Source organism: Corynebacterium stercoris (genome assembly GCF_024160105.1).
In the GTDB taxonomy this organism is placed as follows: Bacteria; Actinomycetota; Actinomycetes; order Mycobacteriales; family Mycobacteriaceae; genus Corynebacterium; species Corynebacterium stercoris.
Genome location: NZ_JAMFTQ010000004.1, coordinates 86,415 through 108,771, shown reverse-complemented (window position 1 = coordinate 108,771; position 22,357 = coordinate 86,415). Strand labels below are relative to the sequence as shown.

At 67.7% G+C, this 22,357-nt stretch carries 19 protein-coding genes, 1 tRNA gene and 1 riboswitch; of the genes, 10 read left to right on the top strand and 10 right to left on the bottom strand.

From position 1 onward, the window contains the following. Positions 1–306 precede the first annotated feature (306 nt). The 3 genes from M5J20_RS05170 to dcd all read right to left on the bottom strand — a co-directional run bounded on the left by M5J20_RS05170 (position 307) and on the right by dcd (position 2,841). Positions 307–1,626, bottom strand: coding sequence for a UDP-glucose dehydrogenase family protein (locus M5J20_RS05170; RefSeq protein ID WP_253577321.1), 1,320 nt, complete (start codon positions 1,624–1,626; stop codon positions 307–309). A gap of 95 nt (positions 1,627–1,721) precedes the next feature. Further along, positions 1,722–2,234 (bottom strand): hypothetical protein, encoded by a 513-nt coding sequence (locus M5J20_RS05165; protein WP_253577183.1) that lies wholly within the window; start codon positions 2,232–2,234, stop codon positions 1,722–1,724. Between the two features lie 43 nt (positions 2,235–2,277). Beyond that, positions 2,278–2,841, bottom strand: a complete 564-nt coding sequence (gene dcd / locus M5J20_RS05160; RefSeq protein WP_253577181.1) for a dCTP deaminase — start codon at positions 2,839–2,841, stop codon at positions 2,278–2,280. A 92-nt stretch (positions 2,842–2,933) separates the two neighbouring features. Here dcd and M5J20_RS05155 point away from each other — a divergent pair. Then, positions 2,934–3,007 (top strand) — tRNA-Gly (locus M5J20_RS05155). Between the two features lie 191 nt (positions 3,008–3,198). On the opposite strand, the gene M5J20_RS05150 is transcribed toward M5J20_RS05155, so the two are convergent. Continuing rightward, on the bottom strand, positions 3,199–3,735 hold the full coding sequence (locus M5J20_RS05150) for a hypothetical protein (RefSeq protein WP_253577178.1): 537 nt from the start codon (positions 3,733–3,735) through the stop codon (positions 3,199–3,201). 125 nt (positions 3,736–3,860) lie between these two features. Further along, a riboswitch (SAM riboswitch) is annotated at positions 3,861–3,976 on the bottom strand. Positions 3,977–4,038: 62 nt separating this feature from the next. On the opposite strand from M5J20_RS05150, the gene M5J20_RS05145 reads away from it, so the two are divergent. Next, positions 4,039–4,854, top strand: coding sequence for an alpha/beta fold hydrolase (locus M5J20_RS05145; RefSeq protein ID WP_302467797.1), 816 nt, complete (start codon positions 4,039–4,041; stop codon positions 4,852–4,854). A gap of 289 nt (positions 4,855–5,143) precedes the next feature. On the opposite strand, the gene M5J20_RS05140 is transcribed toward M5J20_RS05145, so the two are convergent. The 3 genes from M5J20_RS05140 to M5J20_RS05130 form a co-directional block, all read right to left on the bottom strand. Further along, entirely contained in the window at positions 5,144–5,935 is a 792-nt protein-coding gene (locus M5J20_RS05140) for a type IV toxin-antitoxin system AbiEi family antitoxin domain-containing protein (protein ID WP_253577176.1), read from the bottom strand. A gap of 77 nt (positions 5,936–6,012) precedes the next feature. After that, positions 6,013–7,656, bottom strand: a complete 1,644-nt coding sequence (locus M5J20_RS05135) for a VanW family protein (RefSeq protein ID WP_253577317.1) — start codon at positions 7,654–7,656, stop codon at positions 6,013–6,015. 165 nt (positions 7,657–7,821) lie between these two features. Beyond that, complete coding sequence (locus M5J20_RS05130; RefSeq protein ID WP_253577174.1) at positions 7,822–9,003, bottom strand: glycoside hydrolase family 3 N-terminal domain-containing protein; 1,182 nt, start codon at positions 9,001–9,003, stop codon at positions 7,822–7,824. An 84-nt stretch (positions 9,004–9,087) separates the two neighbouring features. Here M5J20_RS05130 and M5J20_RS05125 point away from each other — a divergent pair, with 84 nt between their 5' ends. Together M5J20_RS05125 and M5J20_RS05120 are read left to right on the top strand one after the other, a co-directional pair. Continuing rightward, a complete protein-coding gene (locus M5J20_RS05125; protein ID WP_253577171.1) occupies positions 9,088–9,312 on the top strand; it encodes a DUF2613 family protein in 225 nt (74 codons plus the stop codon). Positions 9,313–9,321: 9 nt separating this feature from the next. Then, positions 9,322–12,360 (top strand): alpha-(1->3)-arabinofuranosyltransferase domain-containing protein, encoded by a 3,039-nt coding sequence (locus M5J20_RS05120; protein ID WP_253577169.1) that lies wholly within the window; start codon positions 9,322–9,324, stop codon positions 12,358–12,360. 33 nt (positions 12,361–12,393) lie between these two features. On the opposite strand, the gene M5J20_RS05115 is transcribed toward M5J20_RS05120, so the two are convergent. Then, entirely contained in the window at positions 12,394–13,599 is a 1,206-nt protein-coding gene (locus M5J20_RS05115) for an acyltransferase family protein (protein WP_253577166.1), read from the bottom strand. Here M5J20_RS05115 and M5J20_RS05110 point away from each other — a divergent pair. The 3 genes from M5J20_RS05110 to M5J20_RS05100 all read left to right on the top strand — a co-directional run bounded on the left by M5J20_RS05110 (position 13,598) and on the right by M5J20_RS05100 (position 16,588). Next, complete coding sequence (locus M5J20_RS05110; protein ID WP_253577163.1) at positions 13,598–15,076, top strand: MmpA family trehalose lipid delivery protein; 1,479 nt, start codon at positions 13,598–13,600, stop codon at positions 15,074–15,076. The genes M5J20_RS05115 and M5J20_RS05110 overlap by 2 nt on opposite strands. 204 nt (positions 15,077–15,280) lie before the next feature. Further along, entirely contained in the window at positions 15,281–15,661 is a 381-nt protein-coding gene (locus M5J20_RS05105; protein WP_253577161.1) for a three-helix bundle dimerization domain-containing protein, read from the top strand. 474 nt (positions 15,662–16,135) lie between these two features. Continuing rightward, positions 16,136–16,588 carry a DIP1984 family protein gene (locus tag M5J20_RS05100; RefSeq protein ID WP_253577159.1) on the top strand — a complete coding sequence of 151 codons (453 nt, stop codon included), beginning with the start codon at positions 16,136–16,138 and terminating at the stop codon, positions 16,586–16,588. Here the strand turns inward: M5J20_RS05100 and M5J20_RS05095 are convergent. Then, on the bottom strand, positions 16,585–17,727 hold the full coding sequence (locus tag M5J20_RS05095; RefSeq protein ID WP_253577154.1) for a glycosyltransferase family 4 protein: 1,143 nt from the start codon (positions 17,725–17,727) through the stop codon (positions 16,585–16,587). The two genes, M5J20_RS05100 and M5J20_RS05095, sit on opposite strands and share 4 nt — an antisense overlap. 46 nt (positions 17,728–17,773) lie before the next feature. Between M5J20_RS05095 and M5J20_RS05090 the strand changes: the two genes are divergently transcribed. Beyond that, on the top strand, positions 17,774–18,568 hold the full coding sequence (locus tag M5J20_RS05090; RefSeq protein WP_253577152.1) for a class I SAM-dependent methyltransferase: 795 nt from the start codon (positions 17,774–17,776) through the stop codon (positions 18,566–18,568). A 207-nt stretch (positions 18,569–18,775) separates the two neighbouring features. On the opposite strand, the gene M5J20_RS05085 is transcribed toward M5J20_RS05090, so the two are convergent. Then, positions 18,776–20,734 (bottom strand): phosphoenolpyruvate carboxykinase (GTP), encoded by a 1,959-nt coding sequence (locus M5J20_RS05085; protein ID WP_253577149.1) that lies wholly within the window; start codon positions 20,732–20,734, stop codon positions 18,776–18,778. A 175-nt stretch (positions 20,735–20,909) separates the two neighbouring features. Here M5J20_RS05085 and trmB point away from each other — a divergent pair, with 175 nt between their 5' ends. Both trmB and M5J20_RS05075 read left to right on the top strand, forming a co-directional pair. Beyond that, positions 20,910–21,668, top strand: coding sequence for a tRNA (guanosine(46)-N7)-methyltransferase TrmB (gene trmB / locus M5J20_RS05080; protein WP_253577146.1), 759 nt, complete (start codon positions 20,910–20,912; stop codon positions 21,666–21,668). 4 nt (positions 21,669–21,672) lie between these two features. Further along, complete coding sequence (locus tag M5J20_RS05075) at positions 21,673–22,350, top strand: NYN domain-containing protein (protein ID WP_253577141.1); 678 nt, start codon at positions 21,673–21,675, stop codon at positions 22,348–22,350. The last annotated feature ends 7 nt before the right edge of the window (positions 22,351–22,357 follow it).

Genomic DNA, 22,357 nt, shown 5'->3' with positions numbered 1-22,357 from the left:
CCATACCGTTAGCCGGGAAAGTTGGCAGTTGGTTGTCAGTTTGGAGTGCCGCCCACAGTCAACACGAACCCCCTTTTTCAACCACGGATTCGCTTACTTTCCTCGCTTGACCTGCGAGATCCCCTCCCCTTCCCCTGAGCAGCGGAAAATCTCCGCGGCATCCCAGGATCGAATTCGATTCGCTGGAAATTAGCCGTGAGCGAGCCACGGATAAGCCGTGCCCTCCACCCGTCGCACACCACTTTCCGACGCTCAGGACTCCCGGCCACGGGGTTAGATCCCGCGCAATTTTTCTAACCCCGCGAACTACAGGCTGCGCCCCAGCGCGTGGAGCTCCCAACCGGCGGACTGCCAGGCGGCGACGGGTAGGACATTGCGACCGTCGATAAGCACCTTGCCCTCAACCAGCCCTGCGGCCCACTCCGGGTCCATGGTCTTGAACTCGTCCCACTCGGTGGCCAGGATGACCAGCTCGGCGCCGCGCAGGGCGTCCTCGAGGGAGGAGGCGTAGTCGAGCGTCGGGAAGACCTTGCGGGCGTTGTCCATGCCCTGCGGGTCGTAGACGCGCACGCTCGCGCCCGCCAGGGACAGCTGGCCGGCGACGGCAAGCGCTGGCGAATCGCGGACGTCGTCGGAGTTCGGCTTGAACGCGGCACCCAGCACCGTGACGCGCTTGCCGATCAAGCTGCCCAGCACCTCGCGCGACAGGTCGATGACGCGCTGGCGGCGGCGCATGTTGATGGCATCCACCTCGCGCAGGAAGGTCAACGCCTGGTCGGCGCCGACCTCGCCGGCGCGGGCCATGAAGGCGCGGATGTCCTTGGGCAGGCAGCCGCCGCCGAAGCCGAGGCCGGCGCCGAGGAACTTGCGGCCGATGCGGTCGTCGTGGCCGATGGCGTCGGCAAGCTGGGTCACGTCGGCGCCGACGATCTCGCAGACCTCGGACACTGCATTAATAAAGGAGATCTTGGTGGCCAGGAACGCGTTCGCGGAGACCTTGACCAGCTCGGCCGTCTGCAGGTCGGTGACGATGAACGGGGTGTCGTTAGACAGCGGAGTGGCGTAGACCTCGCGGGCTACGGCCTCGGCAGCGGAATCCTCGCCGCGCACGCCGAGCACGATGCGGTCCGGGGTGATCGTGTCCTTCACCGCGTAGCCCTCGCGCAGGAACTCCGGGTTCCAGGCGATCTCGACGCTCGTACCCTCCGGCGCGAGCTCGTCCGCCTTCTGCTGCAGCGCGGCGGCGGTGCCGACGGGCACGGTGGACTTGCCGAGAATTAGGTGCTCGCCCTTGAGCTTGGGCACCAGATCCTCGATCACAGCCTCGACGTAGCGGGTATCGGCCGCGTAGGAGCCGCGCTGCTGCGGCGTGCCGACGCCAATAAAGTGCACGTTCGCAAAGTCCGCGGCCTCTTGGTAATCCGTGGTGAAGGCAAGGCGGCCAGCTTCGAGGTTGCGCTCCAGCACCTCCGGCAGACCCGGCTCGTAGAACGGCACTTCGCCCTTCTGCAGCGAGTCGATCTTTCGCTGGTCCACATCCACGCCGAGGACCTCGTGGCCGAGTTCCGCCATGCAGGCCGCGTGGGTGGCACCGAGGTAGCCCGTTCCAATCACCGTCATACGCATGCGATTCATTATGCCCAATTTATGGGTCGGCGCAGCGGACGTCGGCAAGCGAAAAGCGCCGCGCGGTGGGCGCGACGCTTTCGTGAGAGGTGTGGCTAGTTGATCTGGCCGTCGTCGGACTTGCCGGCGCCGGACTCGGCGGCCTCGCCAGCGTCGGTCGGGCGGATGCCGTCGTTCCAACCCGCGGACTCGTCGTACCCCTGGGCCTCCTCGACCGTCTTCACAGCCGGGTCAACGCCGTGGGTGTCGGTCTTGTCCGGGTCGTAGTACTCCTCCTCGGTCAGCCCGTGGTGGCCGTGGCCGTGCCCGCCGCAGCAGGAAGACTGCTCTGCCGGCGCGGTCTCCTTGAGACCGTCGTTGTGGCCGCACTTGCACTCGTTCGGAGCGCAATCGCAGGTCTGGTGGTGGCCGCAGTTGCAGTGGCCCGGCTCGCAATTGCAGGTAGCGCCCTCGCGGGTAGCGGCGTGGTCGGCCGGAACGATCTTGATCTCCTCGCGCACCTCGGTGGTCTCCACCGGCTTGTGGTGGCCGCAGCCGCAGGAAGACTTGGCCTCGGTGTTCAGGTCAGCGCCGTTGGTGTACAGGCCCTCGTTGTTCGGGGTGGTCATGGGGTGTTCCTTTCGTCGGAAAGCTTGATGCTTCAACTCAAGGTTACCGAAAATTCAAGTACGCCTTCGAGGGCGTCGGGCCGCGCTGCCCCTGATACTTCGAACCGAGTTCCTGCGCGCCATACGGCGTGGCCGCCGGCGACGTCATCTTGAACAGCGCGAGCTGCCCCACCTTCATCCCCGGCCACAAGGTGATGGGCAGATTTGCGACGTTCGAAAGCTCAAGCGTGATGTGCCCCGAGAAACCCGGATCGATGAAGCCTGCGGTAGAGTGCGTGAGCAGGCCCAGGCGGCCGAGCGAGCTCTTGCCTTCGAGGCGGCCGGCGAGGTCTGCGGGGAGTGTGAACTTTTCCAGCGTGGAGGCAAGGACGAACTCGCCCGGGTGGAGGACGAAGGGCTCATCCTCCGGGACCTCCACAAGCGTGGTCAGGTCCGGCATCTCCTGCTTCGGGTCAATGTGCGTGTACTTCGAGTTGTTGAAGACGCGGAAAAGGTTGTCCATGCGCACGTCGATGGAGCTGGGCTGAATCAGGCTCGCGTCGAACGGGTCGATCTGGAGCTGGCCGGAATCGATGGAAGCGCGAATGTCTTGGTCGGAGAGCAGCACGTCGTTGAGTCTAGTGGGGCGCTCGTCGGGGTGTTTTTGGGGCGCGGGAGGGCGGTGCTAAAGTGAGCTGCGCTGGGCGTTCGCCTGGCAGTGCCGGCGTAGTTTAGTGGTAGAACATCAGCTTCCCAAGCTGAGAGTGCGAGTTCGATTCTCGTCGCCGGCTCCAATTTTGTTAGTGCGGCTGGCTTTCGCTTGCTGCGCTTTTTGTTTTTGGGGTGTTTCTGTCGCGGGGTCCGGACAGGTGCGGGGCCGAGTAGGTTTTTTCGCAAATGCGCCAATTATTGGATTCGGCGGATGTATGTAGCGCATTGATGCGTCAACACGGGCGCCGCTATCCCGCACCGCCACCCCGAACCGCTACCCCACGCAGGGGCTGATCGGGACGGGCGAGAAGTTTGCAAAGTCCCGCGTCACGCCGCCGAGCGCGTGCTCCGCAGCGCCGCTGCGCAGGATCTTCCACTTCGGCGAGAACTCGCGCATCCCGGCGAAACGCTCGGGATCGTGGGTGTATCCGGTGGTCACGCCGTCGGGGGTGGAGAACACCACCTTTTGGTCGTCGACACCCAGGACGTCCACGGGCACCCAGAGCGTGTCGCGATCATTCACGGCATGCAGGTACGGGATGTGGTGGACGCGGTGCCCGGCCGTCACCAGCCGACACTTGGTGTGGTGGACGAAGTGCTGGGGCGCGGCGAGCTCCGGAAGGTCAATCACAACACCGTCGGCGGAACGGACAGAGTTGTCTAGTGCGTTGAACTCGAAGCGGGTCCCGGCGGTGCCAACGAACTTCATCACGGCGTCGGTCGACGGGAAGGTACGTACCACCGGCGCGCTATCTACCAGGAACGTTAGGGTCTGTCCGGTCAGGTTATCCAGGGTTGCAGGTGCCCACATCTCCCACTCCTCACTCTCCCACGGTCGGTCCGAAGGTGACCCCAGATTATTAGACCGCTCAGTCTGCGACAAGGCTTCTTCTCCTTAAATTCATCGCAGCTGCGGAGGTCAAAGACGCCCCGCCGGCTTCGCACTTCCAACCGCAGGTCAGCGACTGGCCGATCTTCTCCCGGAGGCACCGTGCGCGAGCTGCGCGGTTGCCAGCCGACGGGCCGGGAGTCCTGCGTCGGGCTTCGTGATCGTGAGGTCGAGAATAGTAGACCGCTTGGTCTATTGCAAGCGTCGGCAAGCATAATGCTCCCTATGCGGATTGCAGTGGCGGCGATGTGGGCGGCGGGAGCGGCGCTGGGCCTCGGCGGGCGCCCGGCGCTGCCCTTCAACGACATGAGCTTCGAGCCGCGCTTTCCGACGCCTGTGATCTACCTCCACGGCATCAATTCGCGCACGCGTGCCTTCCGCCAGAATGCGGAGTACCTGCGGGATCGCGGGTACTGGGTGTGGGGCTACGATTACGGCGACCAGCTGGCGCCGGGGGTGCGCGGGATCGGGGATCTCGACGCGATTGTCGGCGATGTGGCCGAGAACGTCGACCGGGTGCTAACGCGGACGGGCGCGGAGCAGGTGGATATTGTGGCGCACTCGCAAGGCGGGCTGATGACAAAGCTGTACATCGCTGCGGGCGGTGCGGAGAAGGTGCGGCGCGTGGTGGCAATGGGCGCGAACTTCCACGGCACGGACTTCCACGGACGCGTCTCCTGGATGGGCCCGCTTCTGACTGATCACCCGTGGCTGGGGCGGCTGTTTGCTACGAGGGGTGCGTCGCAGCAGCTCGCGGGATCGGCGTGGGCGGCGGAGCGCGCAGGGATTCCGGACACGGATCCGCGGGTGGTGTACACATCGCTGTACTCACCGGCGGATACGGTGGTGACCCCGAACTCCGCGTCGGCGCTGCGCGATGAGGGCGCAGACGTAGCCAATATCGACGTCGCTGAGTGGTACGACGGCTACGCCCCGCACCACTCGCTGATGCCGCGCGATCCGCTCTTCGCGGTGCTCACGGAGTGGGGGCTGTCGCGCGAGCCGGGCGACCACACCCCGCCGCGGGTGGAGTGGATCTAGCCCCTTTGCGCTTAATCCCAGACCATGCGGTCCGGATCCCAGGTTTGAGCCTGGATCGGAGGCGTCGCTAAGACTGGGTCGAGTAGCAGGCCAGCCACTCCTATCGCTTCGCCGAGATTCTGAAGCGCCTGGTATGCGCCTCCGAACGTCATTGCTTTCGCTGGATATTGCTCGACCCAGGATTCGTCCGGAACCTCAACCTGAGACGGAAGTGAAAGTGCTCGAATTCGTCTCTGGGAATCAATGGCAGTGCGCAGGGAGGGTCTGACCATGAGTCGATTTGATGCCCCTACCCTTGCTCGCTCCCTGCACCGTTCCCCCCTTTTGATGCATTAGTCCTACCCGCCAAGAAGTCACCCATTTGTTGTATGTATGGGGCCAACGATTTTTCAATTGCTTCAACGACCCGGGGATCCAGTTCAACCGTCGGGAACGCTTCTCGAATGAACCCCCTCAATCCCGCATAATCGCCCAATTCGAGCCCGAGCGCATCTTCTCGACCGTTGAACGCTCGGATCAGCTCTTCTTGGTCAGTGAGCAATGCATCTGCCGCATCACCAATGAGGGACGACAGGTGGCTAATTTCGGTGCCAGCCTCAGCCAAATCTACGAGTGTCCGGGGAACGGAGGTAACCGGTAATCCTGCATCTTCATGGATCACCCATTCGTCAACCCCCAGTTGAGAGAGGTGGAAAACAACCTCGGGTTGGCGGCTCCGCTTTCTGCCTCCCACCGTGAAGTGAGCACCGTCCGGCCAGAGGTCTCCAACTCTCCAGATACTGGCCGCGGTGGAATGCGAAACGACAGCGTCGTTTGCGGGATCGAAACCGCGAGTCCGATCCGCGGCCATGATACCGGGCCGAAGCCCGAGCCAAAGCGCTTTCACTTCTAGGTCAGGTGAAAATGGGGTGCCAGCAATGGCATAAACGCCGTGGCGCATACGCAAGGTCAGGCCGCGTTCCGCTAATCGACGAATGCTTGTCGGATCAACGCCCGCATCCTTTGCCTGGGTGGCAGTGAACAGGCCCCATTGCTGGGAGGCTAACTCACCGATTATCTCAAGAGCTTCAGGAGCTTTCACGGCTCAAAATATACCGATTACGCACATTTTGAGCCGCGGCTACTTTACTTCGAGCCTCAAAATGTGCGTCCTGCGTCCTACCCGCACTTCACGATCGGCTGCGGGTTGTACACCGTCGTCTGCGTCTCGCGGGAAAGTTCGTTGCCGGCGAGGTCGTAGATGATGCGGGTGTCGGACGTGGTGAAGCCCGGGGTGCCCGAGGACGCGATGCAGGAGGAATCGGTGACCGTCTGCTCCTTCGGCTCGGTCTGCGCCCAGCGGCCGCCGTTGACGGATTCGACGTTGACGGTCTTCACACCCATGAGGCTGACGGTGACCTGGCCGCCGCCGACGGAAGTCGTGATCTTCACCGGGTAGGCCGAATCGTTGCGGAACTGCAGGTCAATCGCGCCCTCGTAGACCGTGGCCTCGCGGCCCGCCGGGTAGCGGGAAATGTAGTACGAGTGCGGGGTGTGGGCGATGTCGGTCATGCCCGCGAAGTACGCGGCGTTGTACAGGGTGGTGGCGAACTGGGAGATGCCGCCGCCCACGGCCTTGTCGGCGCGGCCGTTGAGGATGATGCCGGATTCCACGTAGCCCTGCGCGGTGCCGCGCGGGCCGGTGTAGCCGTTGAGGGAGAACGTCTCGCCCGGGTTCACAATCGCGCCGTTGACGGTGCGGGCCACCACGGCGATGTTCTCGCCGGAGGCGGCGGAGTAGCCCCCGGTGGTGAAGGAGCCGACGACCTGATTGAAGGTGGCGTTCTGGGCGTCCTCGGTGGTGAAGTCCGCCGCGACCTCCTGGTAGGTGGCGTCCCACTCGCGGGGCAGCGTGCCTAGGACGCGGTCGTCGAACTTGTCGAAGGTCGCTTCCCAATCGATCTCGTAGCCGTCCACGGATGGCTCGACGCCGCCGCCGGCGAGCACGCGCGCGTTGCGCTTCTCGGTCTCGGTGTCGGCGAGCTGCTCGCCAAGGATGGCCTGTGCGACCTCACGGTTGATCTCAGGGGTGAGCTTGCCCTCGCGCACCGGGAACTGGACGATCTCGCCGAGGCGGTCCTGCGGCACGGAAGCGGCGACGGGGCCGTGGTCCGCCCCGCCCGCGGCCTCGTCTCCCTCCGGCGACGCGTCCATCGCGTCGCCCGCGTCGACCTTGTACGCGCCGCGCAGGATCAGCGGCCCGTTGAGGGCGGCGCGCACGGGGCCTTCCTGGGCGGCCTTGATCGCGGCATCATCCACGGCTGGCTGGATCACAGTCGGCTCGACCTTCACGCCGTCCGGGTTGAGCCAGGTGTGGGTGACGCGCTCATGCAGCGCGTCGTAGTCGACCTCCTGGCCGGGTTCGGGGGCCTGAATGACGGCTTTGCCTGCGTCGATAGTAATTGCCCCGTCCTTGGGCTCGAGCGTGAGGTTGCGGCGGGTGCGGTTGAGCGCCGGCTCGAGCTTTGCCTCGTCGACGGCGGCGACGGCGTCCACCTCGTGCGTGCGGAAGAACCCGGCGATCCGGGTGAAGGGGTTCAGCGATTCCTCACCGGCCGCGTCCACGGTGGCCTGCCAGTCGATGCCCAGCCCCGCCTTCGACGGGGTGAGCTGCGCGCGCTTGCTGCCGGCCTTGATCTCCACCGGCTTGTCCTCCACCCCGCCGAGCTCGCGCTGCAAGGTGGCCTCCGCCTCATCGGGCTGCATGCCGCCGATGGCCACGCCGCCGACTGTGGTGCCGCGCGGCACGGTGCCGCGGTTCATGGCCACATCCGCGACGTAGATGGCGATAAGGACCGCGAAAAGTCCCAGCACAACGCCAAGCGCGATCTTCCCGCCCTTGCCGCCGCCGGACTTGCGTGACGACGCCTGTACCGTACTCACCCGTTCTACGCTAGCGCATCGGGCGACCTACACCGTCGGCAGGCTTCAAAGCCCCACGTCGATGAGCTGCTGTTGAACACGAGTTGCAGCTTCGTCGACTCGCTCTATCGGGATCTCCCCCGCCTCGACGGCCGCGACCACCACGTCGATGATGTGCGGCAGGTCAGCGCCGGAGGACCACAACGCCTGGTCCGCGCCGGCGCCGATGGCGCGCTTCACCGCCTCCGGCGTGGGCGCGTAATCGAGAATGCCGCGCATGCCGGAGAGATCGTCGGTGACCACGACGCCGTTGAAGGGGACGCCCCCGGGGTAGTCGCCCTCGCGCAGGATGCGGTACGCCTCCGGGTTCAGCGAGCTCGGGATGCCCACGCCGAAGTCGGCCGGGTTCCACCCAGCGGGTACCAGGCCCGGGACGATCATGTGGCCCATCATCACGCTGGCCTGAGGGAAGCGGGCGAGCAGCGGGCCGTAGGGCGCGGTGTCGGCGGCACGCAGCTCCTCGATCGGCGGCGTCACCGCGAGCTGGTGGTGCGTGTCGCCGGAGGCGCGGCCGTGGCCCGGGAAATGCTTGAAGGTGGGGGTGACGGCGGCGTCGATAAGCCCCTGCGAGAACAGGCCCGCCACGCGCACGACCTCTGCCGGATCGGAGCCGAGGGCGCGGTCGCCGACGATCTCCAGCCCGACCAGGTCCAAGTCCACCACCGGCGCGTAATCCACGTTGATGCCGTGCGCGCGCAGGGCCACGCCGATGTCGTAGCCGGTGCCCTGAATCACCTCGGGCGGGGTGCCGGCGAGCACGCGCGGCGGCATGAAATCCCCCAGCACGTGCGTGTGGCGCTGGACGCGCCCACCCTCGAAATCAATGGCCACGGAGAACGGGCGGCCGTAGCCGCCGTACTCCGCGCGCAGGGCGTTCAAGTCCCGCCCCGGCTCATGCAGCAGCGCCGGGTCCGCCCAACTCGGGATGATTAGCCCGCCCGCGCCCTGGTCGAGCGCCGCGCGCGCCTGCTCGTAGTTGGCTACGCCGACCACCATGAGGCTGGCCACCTTCGCGCGCAGGTCCTGCGGTACGCGCGCCTCGGCGGGGCTCACGCTTGGCGGCACCTCCGCCACCGGCGCCTCCGCCGACTCCAACACCGCGGTGGTCGGCTCGGGTGTGGGGGTGCAGGAAATGAGCGTCGTCAAGCTCAAAGCCCCTGCGAGGAGCGCGCGTGCGATACGTGCCATGCTGCTGCCTCCCTCCTTTTCCGAGCGCGAAACGCCCTCAACTGTACGCATTGATTATCGGGGCGCGCTGGTAGGGTTCTTGCCATGTCGCACCGCGTGGAAGTCGCACCCGCCGCGCCCCAGGAAGGGCCCGCGTCTGGCCGTGCGCTGTCTTCGGTGCTGGCCAGCGTCGTTGTCGGCGTGGTGCTGGGAATCGTGGGCGTGCTGGGCATCGCGACGTTTTCCGGGCAGACCACCGTGCCCACCGGCGGCGCGGTGCCCGCGGACCAGGCCGTGCTCGGCGGGCCGGAGTACGGCTCGCGGCAGTAGGGGCGCGCGATGGGTGCGCGGCTGGCGCATGCCCTCGGGTGGCTGGCGCTGGGGTTGCTTGCGTTTCTGCAGCAGCCGGGGCGTGTCGCGGCGGACACCAAGTTTGATCTGACGGCCAACCCGGGCGGGTTCTTGCGCCGCGCGCTGCATGCGTGGACCGACGACTTCACCCTCGGCCAAATGCAGAACCAGGCCTACGGGTATCTGTTTCCGCAGGGTGCGTGGTTTTGGCTGGCAGATCTGCTCGGCGTGCCCGACTGGATCGCGCAGCGGCTGTGGTGGACGCTGCTTGTGGGCCTGGCGTATTCCGGCACGTTGGTGCTGGCGCGGCGGGTGCTCGGGCCGCGCGTCGGCTGGGCGGGGCCGGTGGTGGCCGCGGTGCTCTACGCGCTGTCGCCGCGCGTGCTCACGACGTTGACCGCGATTTCCTCCGAAGCGTGGCCCGTCGCGCTTGTGCCGTGGACGCTGGTGCCGCTGGTCGGGCGGCGGCCCAACGTCGCGGCCGCGATCGTCCCCGTCGCGTTCATGGGCGGTGTCAACGCCACCGCCACCATCGCGGCTTGCGTGCCGGCGGGGCTTTATCTGCTGTGGCGCAGGGAGTGGTTGCGCGCGGCCGGGTTCGGTCTCGGCGCGGCGGCGGTGTCGGCGTGGTGGCTCGGCCCGCTCGTGGTCCTCGGCCGCTACTCCCCGCCGTTCACCGACTTCATCGAATCCGCCACCGTCACCACCTCCTGGCTCAGCCCCGCCGAAATCCTGCGCGGCACCACGAGCTGGGCGCCGTTCGTCGACGCCGAGCGCACCGCCGGCTTCCTCCTCGTCGCCGAGCCGACGTTCGTCCTCGCCACATGCGCCGTCGCCGCGGTCGGGCTCGCGGGTCTCGCGCGCCGCGACATGCCGCAGCGCGGGGCGTTCGTCCTCGTGCTCAGCGTCGGCTTCGCGCTTCTGGCCAGCGCGCACTTCGCAGTTTCGCTTTACGACGCCACTTTCGCCGCCTTCCGGAACCTCCACAAATTCGATTCGCTGGTGCGCCTGCCCTTGTGTCTGGGTGCCGGGTGGGCGGTAACGGTGCTAGCCGCGGACGTTGGCGCCGGTGGCAGGCATGCGGCTGGGCGGCGGGCGGCGCTGCCTGGTGTGGTCGGTGTGGTGCTGGTGGCTGCGGTGGCTGTCGCGCCCGCATGGTCGCTGCGGCTCATGCCGCAGGGCACGTGGGACGAGGTCTCTCCGGATTGGGTTGCCGTCGGCGAGTGGCTCACCGAGCACGCAGCGGGCACCCGCACGATTGTCGTCCCGGCTGCCTCATTCGCCCGCCAGGAGTGGGGATGGACGCGCGACGAACCGATCCAGGCGCTCGCCTCGGTGCCGTTCGCGGTGCGCGACGCGATCCCGCTTGTCGATCCTGAGGCCATCCGCGGCCTCGACGGCCAGGTCGCCGCGCTGGACGCGGAGGCGCTGCGTTCCATCGGCGTCGGCGCGGTGGTGGTGCGCCGCGACCTGGACAAACGCGGCGCCGGCCGCGTGCTGAAACCGCAGCCGGGCGCGATCCGCGAACTCGGCGAACCGGCGGCACGCTTCGGCGACGTGGCGATCTACATGCTGGAACCGGAGCGGGGCATGATGCTGACCGCCGACGAGCCGCTCACCGTCGACGCCGGCGGCGAAGCGTTGCCGCTGCTGTGGCGCGAGCTGGGCTACTTCCCCGCGCGGCTTGTGGGCGGCGGGGGTGCGGGGAGCGGCGCCGCGGTGATCACGGACACGCCCGCGCTCGCCGCCCGCAACTACGGCACCCTCGACGGCCAATCCGCCCACCTCGCAGACCTCGACGAGGACGGGTCGGTGAGCAATCGGGTCAAGGACTATCCGTCGTCAGGCACGCGCGCGGCGGTCGCGATGGAGGGCCGCGCGCGGGCATCCTCCTCCGCCGCGGACGCCGGGGCGTTCGGCGGCCCCAACCCCGCCAAGTCGCTGACCAGTGCGTTCGACGGCCTGGAGAACACGGCGTGGTGGCCGGCGCCGGGCGATGAGGCGGCGTGGGTGAGCGTCGATACGCAAAGCCCCACCATGACGATCACCGCCACCGACACCACGCGCGTCGAGCTTTCCGACGGCGAGCGCAGCCGCACCGTCACCCTGGTCGGCGGCGAACCGCGCACCGTCGCCGCCGCGCCGTGGATTCGGCTGACCGAGCCGGCGGGCATCGCGGAGATCGACGCCGGCATCACCCGCATCGTCGACGTCCCCGGCACCGGCGACGCGTACTTCTTCCAGCGCCGCTTCCCTGCCACCGACGTGCTGCAACGCCGCTTCACCACCGCCGTCGACGCCGAATGGACGCTCTCCGCGCCCGCGCGCATCGACGGTGCCGAGGTCAGCGGCACCGTCCGGCTGCCCGCCGGCACGCACGAGCTGGTCACCAGCGCCGAGACCGTCCTGCTTTCGCGCGAGCTGCGGCTGCCCAGTTGGGAACCCTTCGCGGGCACCGTCGAGGCGGCGGATCGCGACCGCATCCTGCTGACCACGCGCGCGTTCAACGACGGTCTGCGCGCGAGCGTCGGCGGGGTGCCACTGGAGCCTGTGCGTATCGACGCCGCGTCCCAAGCCTTCATCGTCCCCGCCGGCGCCTCGGGTGACGTTGCGATGTGGCACGCCGGCGACCGGGTCTACCGCGGCTCGCTGTTCTTCGGCGGCGCGTTCTCGCTGGTCGTGCTGGCTGGGTGCCTGTGGGTGCCGTGGCGGCGGTTTGAGTGGTTCGCGGACGCCGGCCGTACCGCCCGCCTCGCCGAGGTGCTCCCGCCTACCCTCGCCGCGGTGGCCGCCGGGCCGCTCGCCGGCCTTGTCGCCGTCGCAGTCGCGTGGGTGGTTCGCCGATTCACGCTGATCAGGGCCTCGTGGCTGGCTAGCGGCGCAATGGCTGCCGCCGGACTGTGGCTCGCCCGCGCCCCGTGGCCGACCCCGGGCTACGCCGGCGACTCGTGGCTGCTCGCCGTGGCCGGCTGCCTGGCGGTCGCGGCGCTCGCGTGGCCCGACGATGCCAACGCCACCGGCATTTAGGGCTTGCGGGCTCGCCCCTCCTCCAGAATCTTGTCAGCAAATGTAGCCACCTGGGGTTTTCCGGTCTCTATGAAAGATTTTGTCACCAAATGTGGGGACGCCGCCCCCGCTCTCTGCCACAGAATGCATTGCGTGCCCAAAACGGGGTCTTTCCGACCCCGGAATGCATTCTGTGGCAGGCGAAAATGCATTCTGTGGCAGAGCCGGGCGGGGCCGGGCAGCGAGCGCGGAGCGCACCAGCCGCGCCCCGGGGACCTCCACCAACTCGTAAGAGATGAAGGCCACGGCCACGCTCACCACCACGGTGAACAGCCAGACGGGGAGGAAATGGCCGGTGAAGTGGGTGTATCCGAGCGTCGGAAAGGCGAAGTAGAGCACCGCGACGTGCCAGAGGAACAGCGAGTAGGACCAGCGGCCGAGCAGCCGCATGGGGTGGGAGGCGAGGACGCCGTCGAAGCGCGGGCCGAGCGCGTAGGGCGCGACGAAGCAGGCGGCGAACACGGTGCCCAGGATCACGCGGGCGTTGAACTCGGTGGGCGTGGGGTGGGTCAAACCGGGCGGGCCGATCACGCCTGCGAACCACGCCACACCCAGCCCGAGCAGGGGAAATGGCCAGCGGGGTCCGGTGAAATGAACGTCGTAACGCTCGAGCTCCGCGAGCACCAGCCCGACGGCGAACCACGGCGCGTAGGACGGGGGCCAGATCTGGAGGTTCAGCGCGGCGCCGTCGATGAGCCAGGGCCAGAGGAGGCCGAGCGGGACCGCGGCGAGGAGCACGGTCCAGCGGCCGCGCGCGCCGAGGCGGAGGTACAGCGGCACCACCAGGTAAAACGCGACTTCCACGCACAGGGACCACATCTGCGTCAGGCCCTCTATCAGCCCGTCCGGCACGTAAATCTGCACGAGCAGCAGGTTTGCCAGCGCCTGCCCGCCCGTCACCGTGGTGAGCGGCGGCAGCACTGCGAGCACCGTCGCGGCGCACACGAGGTACGCGGGCGCGAGCCGTGCTAATCGACGTTCGTAATAGCCCTCGCGCAGCCCGCCGCGCGCGAGGAGGAATGCGGAGAGGGCGAAGAAGACGGGGACGAAGAAGTCGAAGCGCTCGAGAAGCGGGGAGTCGGTGCCGGTTTGGAACGCAACATGCGTGGTCAGGATGCCGAGGGCTGCGACCGCGCGCAGACCCTCCAGCTCAGGCAGTACGTTATGGTTTCCGATGTGGCCATTGTAGGAAACGCGCATGGGCGGTAGCGGGCGGGCCGTGTGGTGGCTGCGCGCGTACGCAGCTGCGCTCGTGGTCGCGGTGACCTGGCCGTTTTTGGTGCCGAGCGCGTTCGGGCAGGGCGGGCCGGGCGCTGCCGGCGGCTCCGTGGCGGCGTTCGCGCTGCGCGACATGATGGTCTTCGACGGTATGGCGCTCACCCGTGCGTCGCTCGGCTTCGGGGACCTGCCCGCGCGCAACGTGCCGCAGGACGCGCTGCTGGGGATTCTGCCGCGGCCCATGCTGGCGGTGCGCGTGATCATGGTCGGCTCGGCGGCGCTCGCCGCTTGGGCGGGGTGGCAGCTCGGGCGCTCCACGTTCGGGCGCGCCGCGGCGATGACGGTCGCGGTGTGGAACCCGTTCGTGGTGGAGCGGCTGTTGCAGGGGCAGTGGTCGTTGGTTGCGGCGGCGTGGTTGCTGCCGGCGGTGGCGCTGTGCTGGTCGCGGCCGGGCCTGCGGCCGGCAGGCGTGGTCGCGCAGTGGGTTTGCTCGCTCACGCCAACGGGCGCGATCGCGGCCGCGCTGTGTTCCCGCGGGCGCCTCGGCGCGCTGACCAGCGCGGTCACCTGCGCACCGTGGGTCGTGGCGGGGGCGCTGGCAACCGGCGCAGGCACGTCGACGGAGGCCGGCGCGGCCGCGTTCGCGCCGCGTGCGGAAGGGTACGTCGGCACGCTCGGGGCGCTCGTGGGGCTCGGGGGGATCTGGAACGCGCACGCGGTGCCACCGTCGCGCGCGGCGGGGTTGGCGGTCTTTGGCATGGCGTTGTTCCTGGTCCTGGCGTGCGCGTGGCGAGCGGTGCCGCGGCGCTGGGTGGTGCTGGCGGGCCTGGGTTTCGCGGTGGCGCTCGCGTCGTGGGCGGGCTGGCTCACGCCGGTGGTCGCGCACGTCCCCGGCGGCGGCCTGCTTCGCGACGCCCAAAAATGGCTCATCCTCGCCATCCCCGCCTTCGTCGCCGCCGCTGGCGCACTGCGGCCGCGCCTTGCCCCACTCGCCGTCGGGTTGGCGTTGCTGCAGGTCCCGGACGCGCCGCTCGCCGTCGCTGCGCTCGTACCGACGACAGTTGAGGTGCCATTCGTGGACGCCTGCGGCCGCGATGTCCTCTTCGTCGACAGGCCTGCGCTGATCACCCTCAGCTCCGGCACGGTCGCCGTCGACCCCGCGCCGAAGGCCATGAACACCGTCGAGTCCGGGGCATTGCGTGTCGACGGCGTGTTCACCGACCCACCATCGCCCCGCTGGTCGCAAGCTCATGCGGCGCTCGGGGCGGGGGGCGATCCGACAGCTGAGCTGCGCGACCTCGACATCGGGGTGGTGGTGTACCCCGACGGGCGCGCGGTGGATACCGGTGCTCCGGCCGGCGGGTGGCCGCCGCTTGGCGTGGCCCTGTTTGCACTGTGGTGCGCGGCGCCGTTGCTCGCGTTGCGACCTGGCGAAATGTGCCTCAGAAACAATCAGTGACGGAGATCACATTCGCCGTTTTTTCTTGTTCTCAGGCCTCTGACCTGGGCGTTTTCGACCCATAGTTGGCTCTCACCCATAAATGGCGAGTGCCAATAGTGGACATGCTTGCATGATGAACGCCACGGTCCTAAAGTGAACGCCAGATGAACAAAAGGTTACGTCCTCGGGCGCAACCGGTGAACCAGAAAGGAGGCCACCCCGATGCCAGACCTGGAAGAGGGCGGGATCGCAACGCAGTGCGACAACGATGCGTACGCGCAGGCCTTCCCCGCCGCGATCGGCGAAACCAACGATAAGAACTTCAAGAACTTCAAGAAAGGACGCACCACAATGCGCAACGTCACCGACATCAACAACATCGACTTCTCCATCATCCGCGAGCGCGCGCTGCGCAACATCCGCGAGGACCTGCTCAACGAGTGGTCAGACCGCTTCGACGCCCTCGAGATCAACGACGCCTTCGACGCCGTCCTACGCCACCACCGCGCAACCGCCGTCATCGAGGACTTTGTCCCGGTGCTCGTCGAGGCCGAGATGAAGAACCGTCTCTACGCAGGCGAGCTGTTCCCGGCAGCCGCCTAAGCCCCCGCCGGCCGAGCCGGCCTCTACAGACCCCCATAGGCATGCCCCCATAGTGGCGCTCAAACGCATCACTATGGGGGCCTGCCTATGGGGGTACGGCGTCTCAGCGGGCTCCTTGGCCGCTGGGTCGCGCAGCCCCTGGCAGCGCGGCGGCCCTTTCGGCTACGATCGGCCATTACACAACTTCATCTGTCGGTAGCTCGCATTGCGCGCCACCGCCACCTCAGCGAACGCCAGGAACCCCGCATCTGCCCGGGCTATGGCAGGTCTCATGGCGCCCTGTGGCCGCAAAGGGCCGAGTGGTTCGACTCCGCTCACCGCACAGATTCGCGGCCTGCACGGAGCACATGGGCACAGACCCTCACAAGGGGTCCGCACTTCGCATTGATTACTACCGCGGCGTTGGGGGGAGGCGTCGGCAAGCATGTGCGGGCGAGGGTTGGGAACGGGGACAAACTTTTCAAGGAGGCAACCATGCTGCTCGCAGAAGCACTCGCGCGCCGTGCGGAGGCGCAGGACCGGCTGAACGCGCTCAAGTTGCGCTTGGCGGAGAGCGCGCTGATCCAGGAGGGCGACGCGCCCGCCGAGGATCCGGCTGCGCTGCTTTCTGAGGTCGCCGAGCTGCTGCAGGAGATTGAGACGCTGGTGCGCCGCATCAACCACACCAACGCGCAGACGCCGTTTGAGGGGGCGACGCTTACCGACGCCATTGCCAGGCGCGATGCCCTCCTGCAAGCCCGCCGGATTTACACGGACGTGGCGCAGTCGGCGACCGTGCGGCACGACCGCTACTCGCGTTCCGAGGTGCGCTTCGTCCCCACCGTCGACGTGGCGCAACTGCGCGACATGGCGGACAAGGCCTCGCGCGAATACCGCCAGCTGGACACGAAGATCCAGCAGATTAACTGGTCGACGCAGCTGATCTAGCGCGACTCGGCGACCCGAGACCCAGCCGCCCGAGACCCGGCCGCCCGCGCGAGCACGTCGGCGAAACGGCGGCCGGTTTCCTCCCAGGAGAACGTGGCCGCCCATTCGCGTGCGGCGGCGGGCATCGGCGAGGCGGGCATAGACAAGGCCCAGCCCCCGCCAGGCTCGGCCGACAACTCCCGGACCAGTTCGGCGACGACACCCGTGAAGTCCTCACCAGCGGCGACGAGCCGCCCGGTTTCAAAGTCGCGGATGGATTCGTTGACGCCGCCGGCGTCGCTGAAGGCGACCGTCGGCACGCCGTGCTGCGCCGCTTCGATCACGGCAATGCCCCAGCCTTCCTTGCGCGACGGCATGAGGTGCACCGCGGCCCGCGCGAGCAGGGCGTGCTTGTGGTCCTCGGCGACGTGGCCGTGGAACACCACCCGATCCGCCACGCCGCGCTCGGCGACGTACGCGCGCAGCTTGTCCTCCCACCAGCCGGACCCGACCACGTCGAGGACGCAGCCGTCGAGCTCAGCGACCGCGTCGACCGCCAGCTCGAGGCGCTTGTGCGGCACCAGGCGGGAGAGGGTGATGAGGTGGGTGAGGCCGTCGTCGGCAAGCACAGGCGCAGGTGGGACCGGGTCGACGCCGTTCGGGACGATGGTGATGTCCGCCTCGCGCACCCCGAGACGCACCAGGTCGCGCCGCGACGCCTCCGACACCGTCACATACGGCGCGCCGCGGTACACGCGCGGGGCGACGCGCGATTCGAGGAACCAGCCGAGGCGGCCGATCAGCGGGCCCGCCACCGGCCATTGTTCGCGGTGGCAGTGGTGCGTGAGCAGCACCACCGGGCGGCGCGTGAACAGGCGCGCGAAGAACGGGATGCCGTTTTGCGTATCCACGATCACGTCGGGGCGGTGCCGCCAGATCGCCAGCGGCGCGAGGAGATACACGCCGTACTTGCCGCCGGCGCGCTCGTAGCGGATCCCGCCGCGCGTGGAGCGCCGCGGCGCGTCCGTTGGCTTCGCCGTGCGGTACACCACGTCGTGCCCCTGCGCGGCCAGGTACTCCCCCACCCGCTCCAGGTAGCGTTCCGAGCCCCCACCCTGCGGGTGCGTCGAATCGCGCCAGCACAACAGCAAGATCTTCATCGCAGCCCAACCGTAGCACCGCGGCCTCGCTGCTAGCATCGCGCGCATGCACCGCACCCGCCGCCTCGCCACGCTCCGACGCTCGCTGCGGCTCCTCCGCTCATTCACCTACGAGCAGTTCCGCCCGCGCATCTTCTACTCCGGCCTCGCGCGGGACACTTTTTCGCTTCTCGACGCCTGTTCCCACGACCTCACCGGCACCGGCCTCCGCCAGGCTTCCGTCCTCGATGTGGGCGGCGGGCCGGGCTACTTCGCCGACGAGTTCGCCCGCATGTTTCCGGAAGGCTGGTACGTGGGCATGGAGCCGAGCGTGTCCGAGATGTCCGCGGCGGGAATTTCCGGGTACGGGGCAGTGCGCGGCGACGCCGTCGCGCTGCCGTTCGCGGACGGTTCTTTTGACCTGGTGTTTTCCTCCAACGTGGCCGAGCACATCCCCGATTGGCGGGCGATGGGCGAAGAGATGCTGCGCGTTGTCCGCCCCGGCGGCCTCGCGGTGATCAGCTACACCGTGTGGTTGGGGCCTTTCGGCGGCCACGAAACCGGGGTGTGGGAACACTACGTGGGCGGCGATTTCGCTCGCCGACGCTACGAACGCGTCCACGGGTACCCGCCCAAGAACGTCTGGAGCGAATCGCTGTTCGCTGTTTCCGCTGGAGAGGGTTTGCGGTGGGCGGAGGGGGTCGGTGGTACGGGCGGTGGTGCGGGTGGCGGTGGCCTTGGCACCCGGTTGGCCTGCGCGTTTCCCCGCTACCACCCCTGGTGGGCCTGGTGGCTGGTGCGGGTGCCCGTGCTGCGCGAGTTCCTCGTGTCCAACCTCGTCCTGGTGATGGTCAAGGAGTAGTCGGGGCGGCCATTCCACATTTGTCGACAGAATCTTTCATAACGCCCGCAAATCCCCAGGTCACTACATTCGCTGACAAGATCCTGGAGGAGGGGCGGGCCCGGGGACGGCTCGCGGGCCTCCAGGCAAGGGAAAACCCCCGAAGCGAGTGCGCAACACTCGCCCGGGGGCCACCTACAAGTCGACCAATCGGCCGCCCAACAAGACCTACTTGCCCTTGACGGCTGCCTCGGCCTCGCGCTCGGCCTTGGCCATGGCGGCCTTGGCGTCGCCGGTGGCGTTGGCCTCTGCGATTGCCTTGGACACGGCCTCGGCGATGGCCTCGGCCATCTTCTGGGAGGCGCGGTTGGCAATCTTGATGCGCTCGCCGAGCTGGTCGAGCTCGTCGAAGATCTCGTGCGGCACGCGGGCACCCAGCTCCTCGAGGTACTCGCGGGACTCGGCGAGGTCGGACTTCCAACCCTCCGGGTCCGGGTGCAGTGCCTCGCGGACGTCCTCGAGCGGCACGTCCAGGCCGGTGAGGTCGATGTCCTCGGCGCGGGCGGTGTGGCCGACCACGGTTTCGAGTGCGCCAACCTTGCCCTCGATGCGCTCAGTGATCCACTTCAACACGCGGGAGTTGTCGCCGAAGCCCGGCCACAGGAAGCGGCCGTCGTCGCCGCGGCGGAACCAGTTGACCAGGTAAACCTTCGGCATGCGGTCGCCGCCGGCCTCGCCCATGTCGATCCAGTGCTGGAAGTAGTCGCCGACGTTGTAGCCGATGAACGGCAGCATCGCCATCGGATCGTGGCGCAGGGTGCCCACCTTGGCCTCGGCGGAGGCGGCGGTCTGGCCGGAGGAGAGCATCGCACCGATCATGGTGCCGTGCTCCCAGTCGTACGCCTCGGTGACCAGCGGCACGGTGTCCGGGCGGCGGCCGCCGAAGAGGATGGCGTCGATCTTCACGCCCTTGTAGTCGTCGTACTCCGGCGCCGCGGTCGGGCACTGGGAGATGGAGACGCAGTAGCGGGAGTTCGGGTGGGCTGCCTTGCGGTCGTCCTCAGGCGTCCAGTCCTTGCCTCGCCAGTCGATGAGGTGCTCCGGCTTCTCGCCGTCGATGCCTTCCCACCAGACATCGCCGTCGTCGGTAAGCGCGACGTTCGTGAAGAGGGTGTTGCCCGGCTCCATGGTGCGCATGGCGATCGGGTTGGACTCGTAGTTGGTGCCCGGCGCGACGCCGAAGAAGCCGTTCTCCGGGTTGACGGCGTAGAGTCCGTCGTCGCGAAGCTTGAGCCACGCAATATCGTCGCCGACAACCTCGGCGCTCCAGCCCTCCAGCGTCGGGGTGAGCATGGCGAGGTTGGTCTTGCCGCAGGCGGACGGGAAGGCGGCGGCCATGTGGTAGACCTTGCCCTCCGGGTTGGTCAGCTTGAGGATGAGCATGTGCTCAGCCATCCAGCCCTCTTCCTTCGCCATGACGGAAGCGATGCGCAGGGCGTAGCACTTCTTCGCCAGGATGGCGTTGCCGCCGTAGCCGGAGCCGAAGGACCAGATCTCCTTGGTCTCCGGGAAGTGGGAGATGTACTTGGTGTCGTTGCACGGCCAGGCGACGTCCTCTTCGCCCTCCTCAAGCGGGTGGCCGACGGAGTGGAGGCACGGCACGAAGTTGTCGCCCTGGATCTTGTCCAGCGCCTCGGTGCGCATGCGGGTCATGATGCGCATGGACATGACGACGTACTCGGAGTCGGTGAGCTGGACACCGAGCTTCGGGTCCGGGTCCGAGATCGGGCCCATGCAGAACGGCACCACGTACATGGTGCGGCCCTTCATGGAGCCGTTGAAGTGCTCGCGCATCTCTTCCTTGAGCGCTTCCGGCTTCATCCAGTTGTTGGTCGGGCCGGCGCCGACCTGCTTCTCGGTGGAGATAAAGGTGCGGGACTCCACGCGAGCGACGTCGGACGGGTTGGAGCGCGCGAGGTAGGAGTTCGGGCGCTTCTCCTCGTTGAGCTTGATCAGGGTGCCCTTCTCCACCAGTTCGGCGGCGAGGCGGTCCCACTCCTCATCGGAGCCGTCGGCGAACACGACACGATCCGGGTTGAAAAGATCGACTGCCTCGTTGATCCAGGCGATCAGTTCCTCGTTCTCGGTCGGCTGGGGACCCTCCAGGCGCTTGACTGCAGTGGTCATGGTCTCTCCTTGTCTCTCCTTTACGCGGTATCACTCCCAGCTTAACGAAACCCGCTCGCACCCGTGGTGAACTTGGAAAAGCCCAGTTAAAAAGTGGGGAGCCCCAAGCTTCTCCCAGCTGGGTTTGCGGGCGTGGGAAGTTGTTTTTGCGCATGTCATATGGACAATTGAGGCGATGAATACTACGCAACGCCACGGTGCGGGCGAGCTCCCGCACGGCCGCCCCATGCAGACGGACTTCGACACCGGCCTGGATTACCCGCGTCTGGGGTCGGTGACGTTCCGCCGCGGCACGCTCACGGACAACCAGGAAGCGCTGTTCGAGGAGCACTGGCCCCGCTTGGGGCGCACGCTTGCCGACGAAACGATAGACATCCCCGCATGGTTCGGACGCGAGGGCCATCCGACCATCCTGGAGATCGGCTCCGGCACCGGCACGTCGACCGCCGCGATGGCTCCGCTGGAGGCGGAGACGAACATCGTGGCCGTGGAGCTGTACAAGCCGGGCCTAGCGAAGCTGCTCGGCTCGGTGGTGCGCGGGGAGATCGAGAACATCCGCATGGTGCGCGGCGACGGCGTCGAGGTGCTGGCCCGCATGTTCGGGGAGGAATCGCTCGACGGCGTGCGCATCTTCTTCCCGGACCCGTGGCCGAAGGCTCGCCACCACAAGCGCCGCATCATCCAGTCCGGCACGCTGAACCTCATCGCCACCCGCCTCAAACCCGGCGGCGTGCTGCACGTGGCCACGGACCATGCCGATTACGCCGAGTGGATCGACGAGCTGGTGGAGGTTGAGCCGCAGCTGGAGTACATGGGCTGGCCGTGGGAGGAGGCACCCCTGCTCACGGACCGCCAGGTGATTACTAAGTTCGAGGGCAAGGGCCTGGAGAAGGACCACGTGATCCGCGAATACCTGTGGCGGAAGAAGGGCTAGGAGCATGGACCTGCACGAACTGACCCACCCGTACACGCCCGGCGCGACCCCCGGCCCCGCCAGCTACCTGCTGGTGTGGGATGCCCCGAACCTGGACATGGGCCTCGGCGCCATTCTCGGCGGGCGCCCGACATCGGCGCACCGCCCCCGCTTCGACGCGATCGGCCGCTGGCTGATCGGCGAGGCGCAGGCGCTTGCCGACGCCTCCGGGCAGCGCGTCGAGCCCGAAGCGACCGTGTTCACGAACGTCTCCCCGCAAGGTGCGGATTCGGTGCGTCCATGGGTTGAGGCCCTGCGCAACGTGGGCTTCGCGGTCTTCGCCAAGCCGAAGAGCGACGAAGATTCGGACGTGGATAAGGACATGCTGGCGCATATCGAGCGTCGGCAAGCGGAAGGCGTGCTCCGGGGCGTGGTTGTGGCCTCGGCGGACGGCCAGAACTTCCTGGAGCCGATCGAGGCGCTGGCGGCCGACGGCATCCCGGTGACGGTGATCGGGTTCCACGAGCACGCGTCGTGGGCCGTGAACTCGCCTGACGTGCGTTTCATCGATCTCGAGGACATCCCGGGCGTGTTCCGCGAGCCGCTGCCGCGCGTCAACCTGGATGCGCTGCCGGAGGGCGGCGCCTGGCTGCAGCCGTTCCGCCCGCTGATCTCGCTGCTGACCAACACCCGCGAGCAGTAGGAGGCGC

Coding starts and splice junctions, on each gene's coding strand:
- M5J20_RS05090 (WP_253577152.1), top strand. CDS start 17,774: ATGCACCGCACCCGCCGCCTCGCCACGCTCCGACGCTCGCTGCGGCTC.
- trmB (WP_253577146.1), top strand. CDS start 20,910: ATGAATACTACGCAACGCCACGGTGCGGGCGAGCTCCCGCACGGCCGC.
- M5J20_RS05115 (WP_253577166.1), bottom strand. CDS start 13,599: ATGCGCGTTTCCTACAATGGCCACATCGGAAACCATAACGTACTGCCT.
- M5J20_RS05100 (WP_253577159.1), top strand. CDS start 16,136: ATGCTGCTCGCAGAAGCACTCGCGCGCCGTGCGGAGGCGCAGGACCGG.
- M5J20_RS05120 (WP_253577169.1), top strand. CDS start 9,322: ATGGGTGCGCGGCTGGCGCATGCCCTCGGGTGGCTGGCGCTGGGGTTG.
- M5J20_RS05170 (WP_253577321.1), bottom strand. CDS start 1,626: ATGCGTATGACGGTGATTGGAACGGGCTACCTCGGTGCCACCCACGCG.
- M5J20_RS05135 (WP_253577317.1), bottom strand. CDS start 7,656: ATGAACCGCGGCACCGTGCCGCGCGGCACCACAGTCGGCGGCGTGGCC.
- M5J20_RS05110 (WP_253577163.1), top strand. CDS start 13,598: ATGGGCGGTAGCGGGCGGGCCGTGTGGTGGCTGCGCGCGTACGCAGCT.
- M5J20_RS05085 (WP_253577149.1), bottom strand. CDS start 20,734: ATGACCACTGCAGTCAAGCGCCTGGAGGGTCCCCAGCCGACCGAGAAC.
- M5J20_RS05105 (WP_253577161.1), top strand. CDS start 15,281: ATGCCAGACCTGGAAGAGGGCGGGATCGCAACGCAGTGCGACAACGAT.
- M5J20_RS05075 (WP_253577141.1), top strand. CDS start 21,673: ATGGACCTGCACGAACTGACCCACCCGTACACGCCCGGCGCGACCCCC.
- M5J20_RS05125 (WP_253577171.1), top strand. CDS start 9,088: ATGTCGCACCGCGTGGAAGTCGCACCCGCCGCGCCCCAGGAAGGGCCC.
- M5J20_RS05095 (WP_253577154.1), bottom strand. CDS start 17,727: ATGAAGATCTTGCTGTTGTGCTGGCGCGATTCGACGCACCCGCAGGGT.
- M5J20_RS05145 (WP_302467797.1), top strand. CDS start 4,039: ATGCGGATTGCAGTGGCGGCGATGTGGGCGGCGGGAGCGGCGCTGGGC.
- M5J20_RS05130 (WP_253577174.1), bottom strand. CDS start 9,003: ATGGCACGTATCGCACGCGCGCTCCTCGCAGGGGCTTTGAGCTTGACG.
- M5J20_RS05150 (WP_253577178.1), bottom strand. CDS start 3,735: ATGTGGGCACCTGCAACCCTGGATAACCTGACCGGACAGACCCTAACG.
- M5J20_RS05165 (WP_253577183.1), bottom strand. CDS start 2,234: ATGACCACCCCGAACAACGAGGGCCTGTACACCAACGGCGCTGACCTG.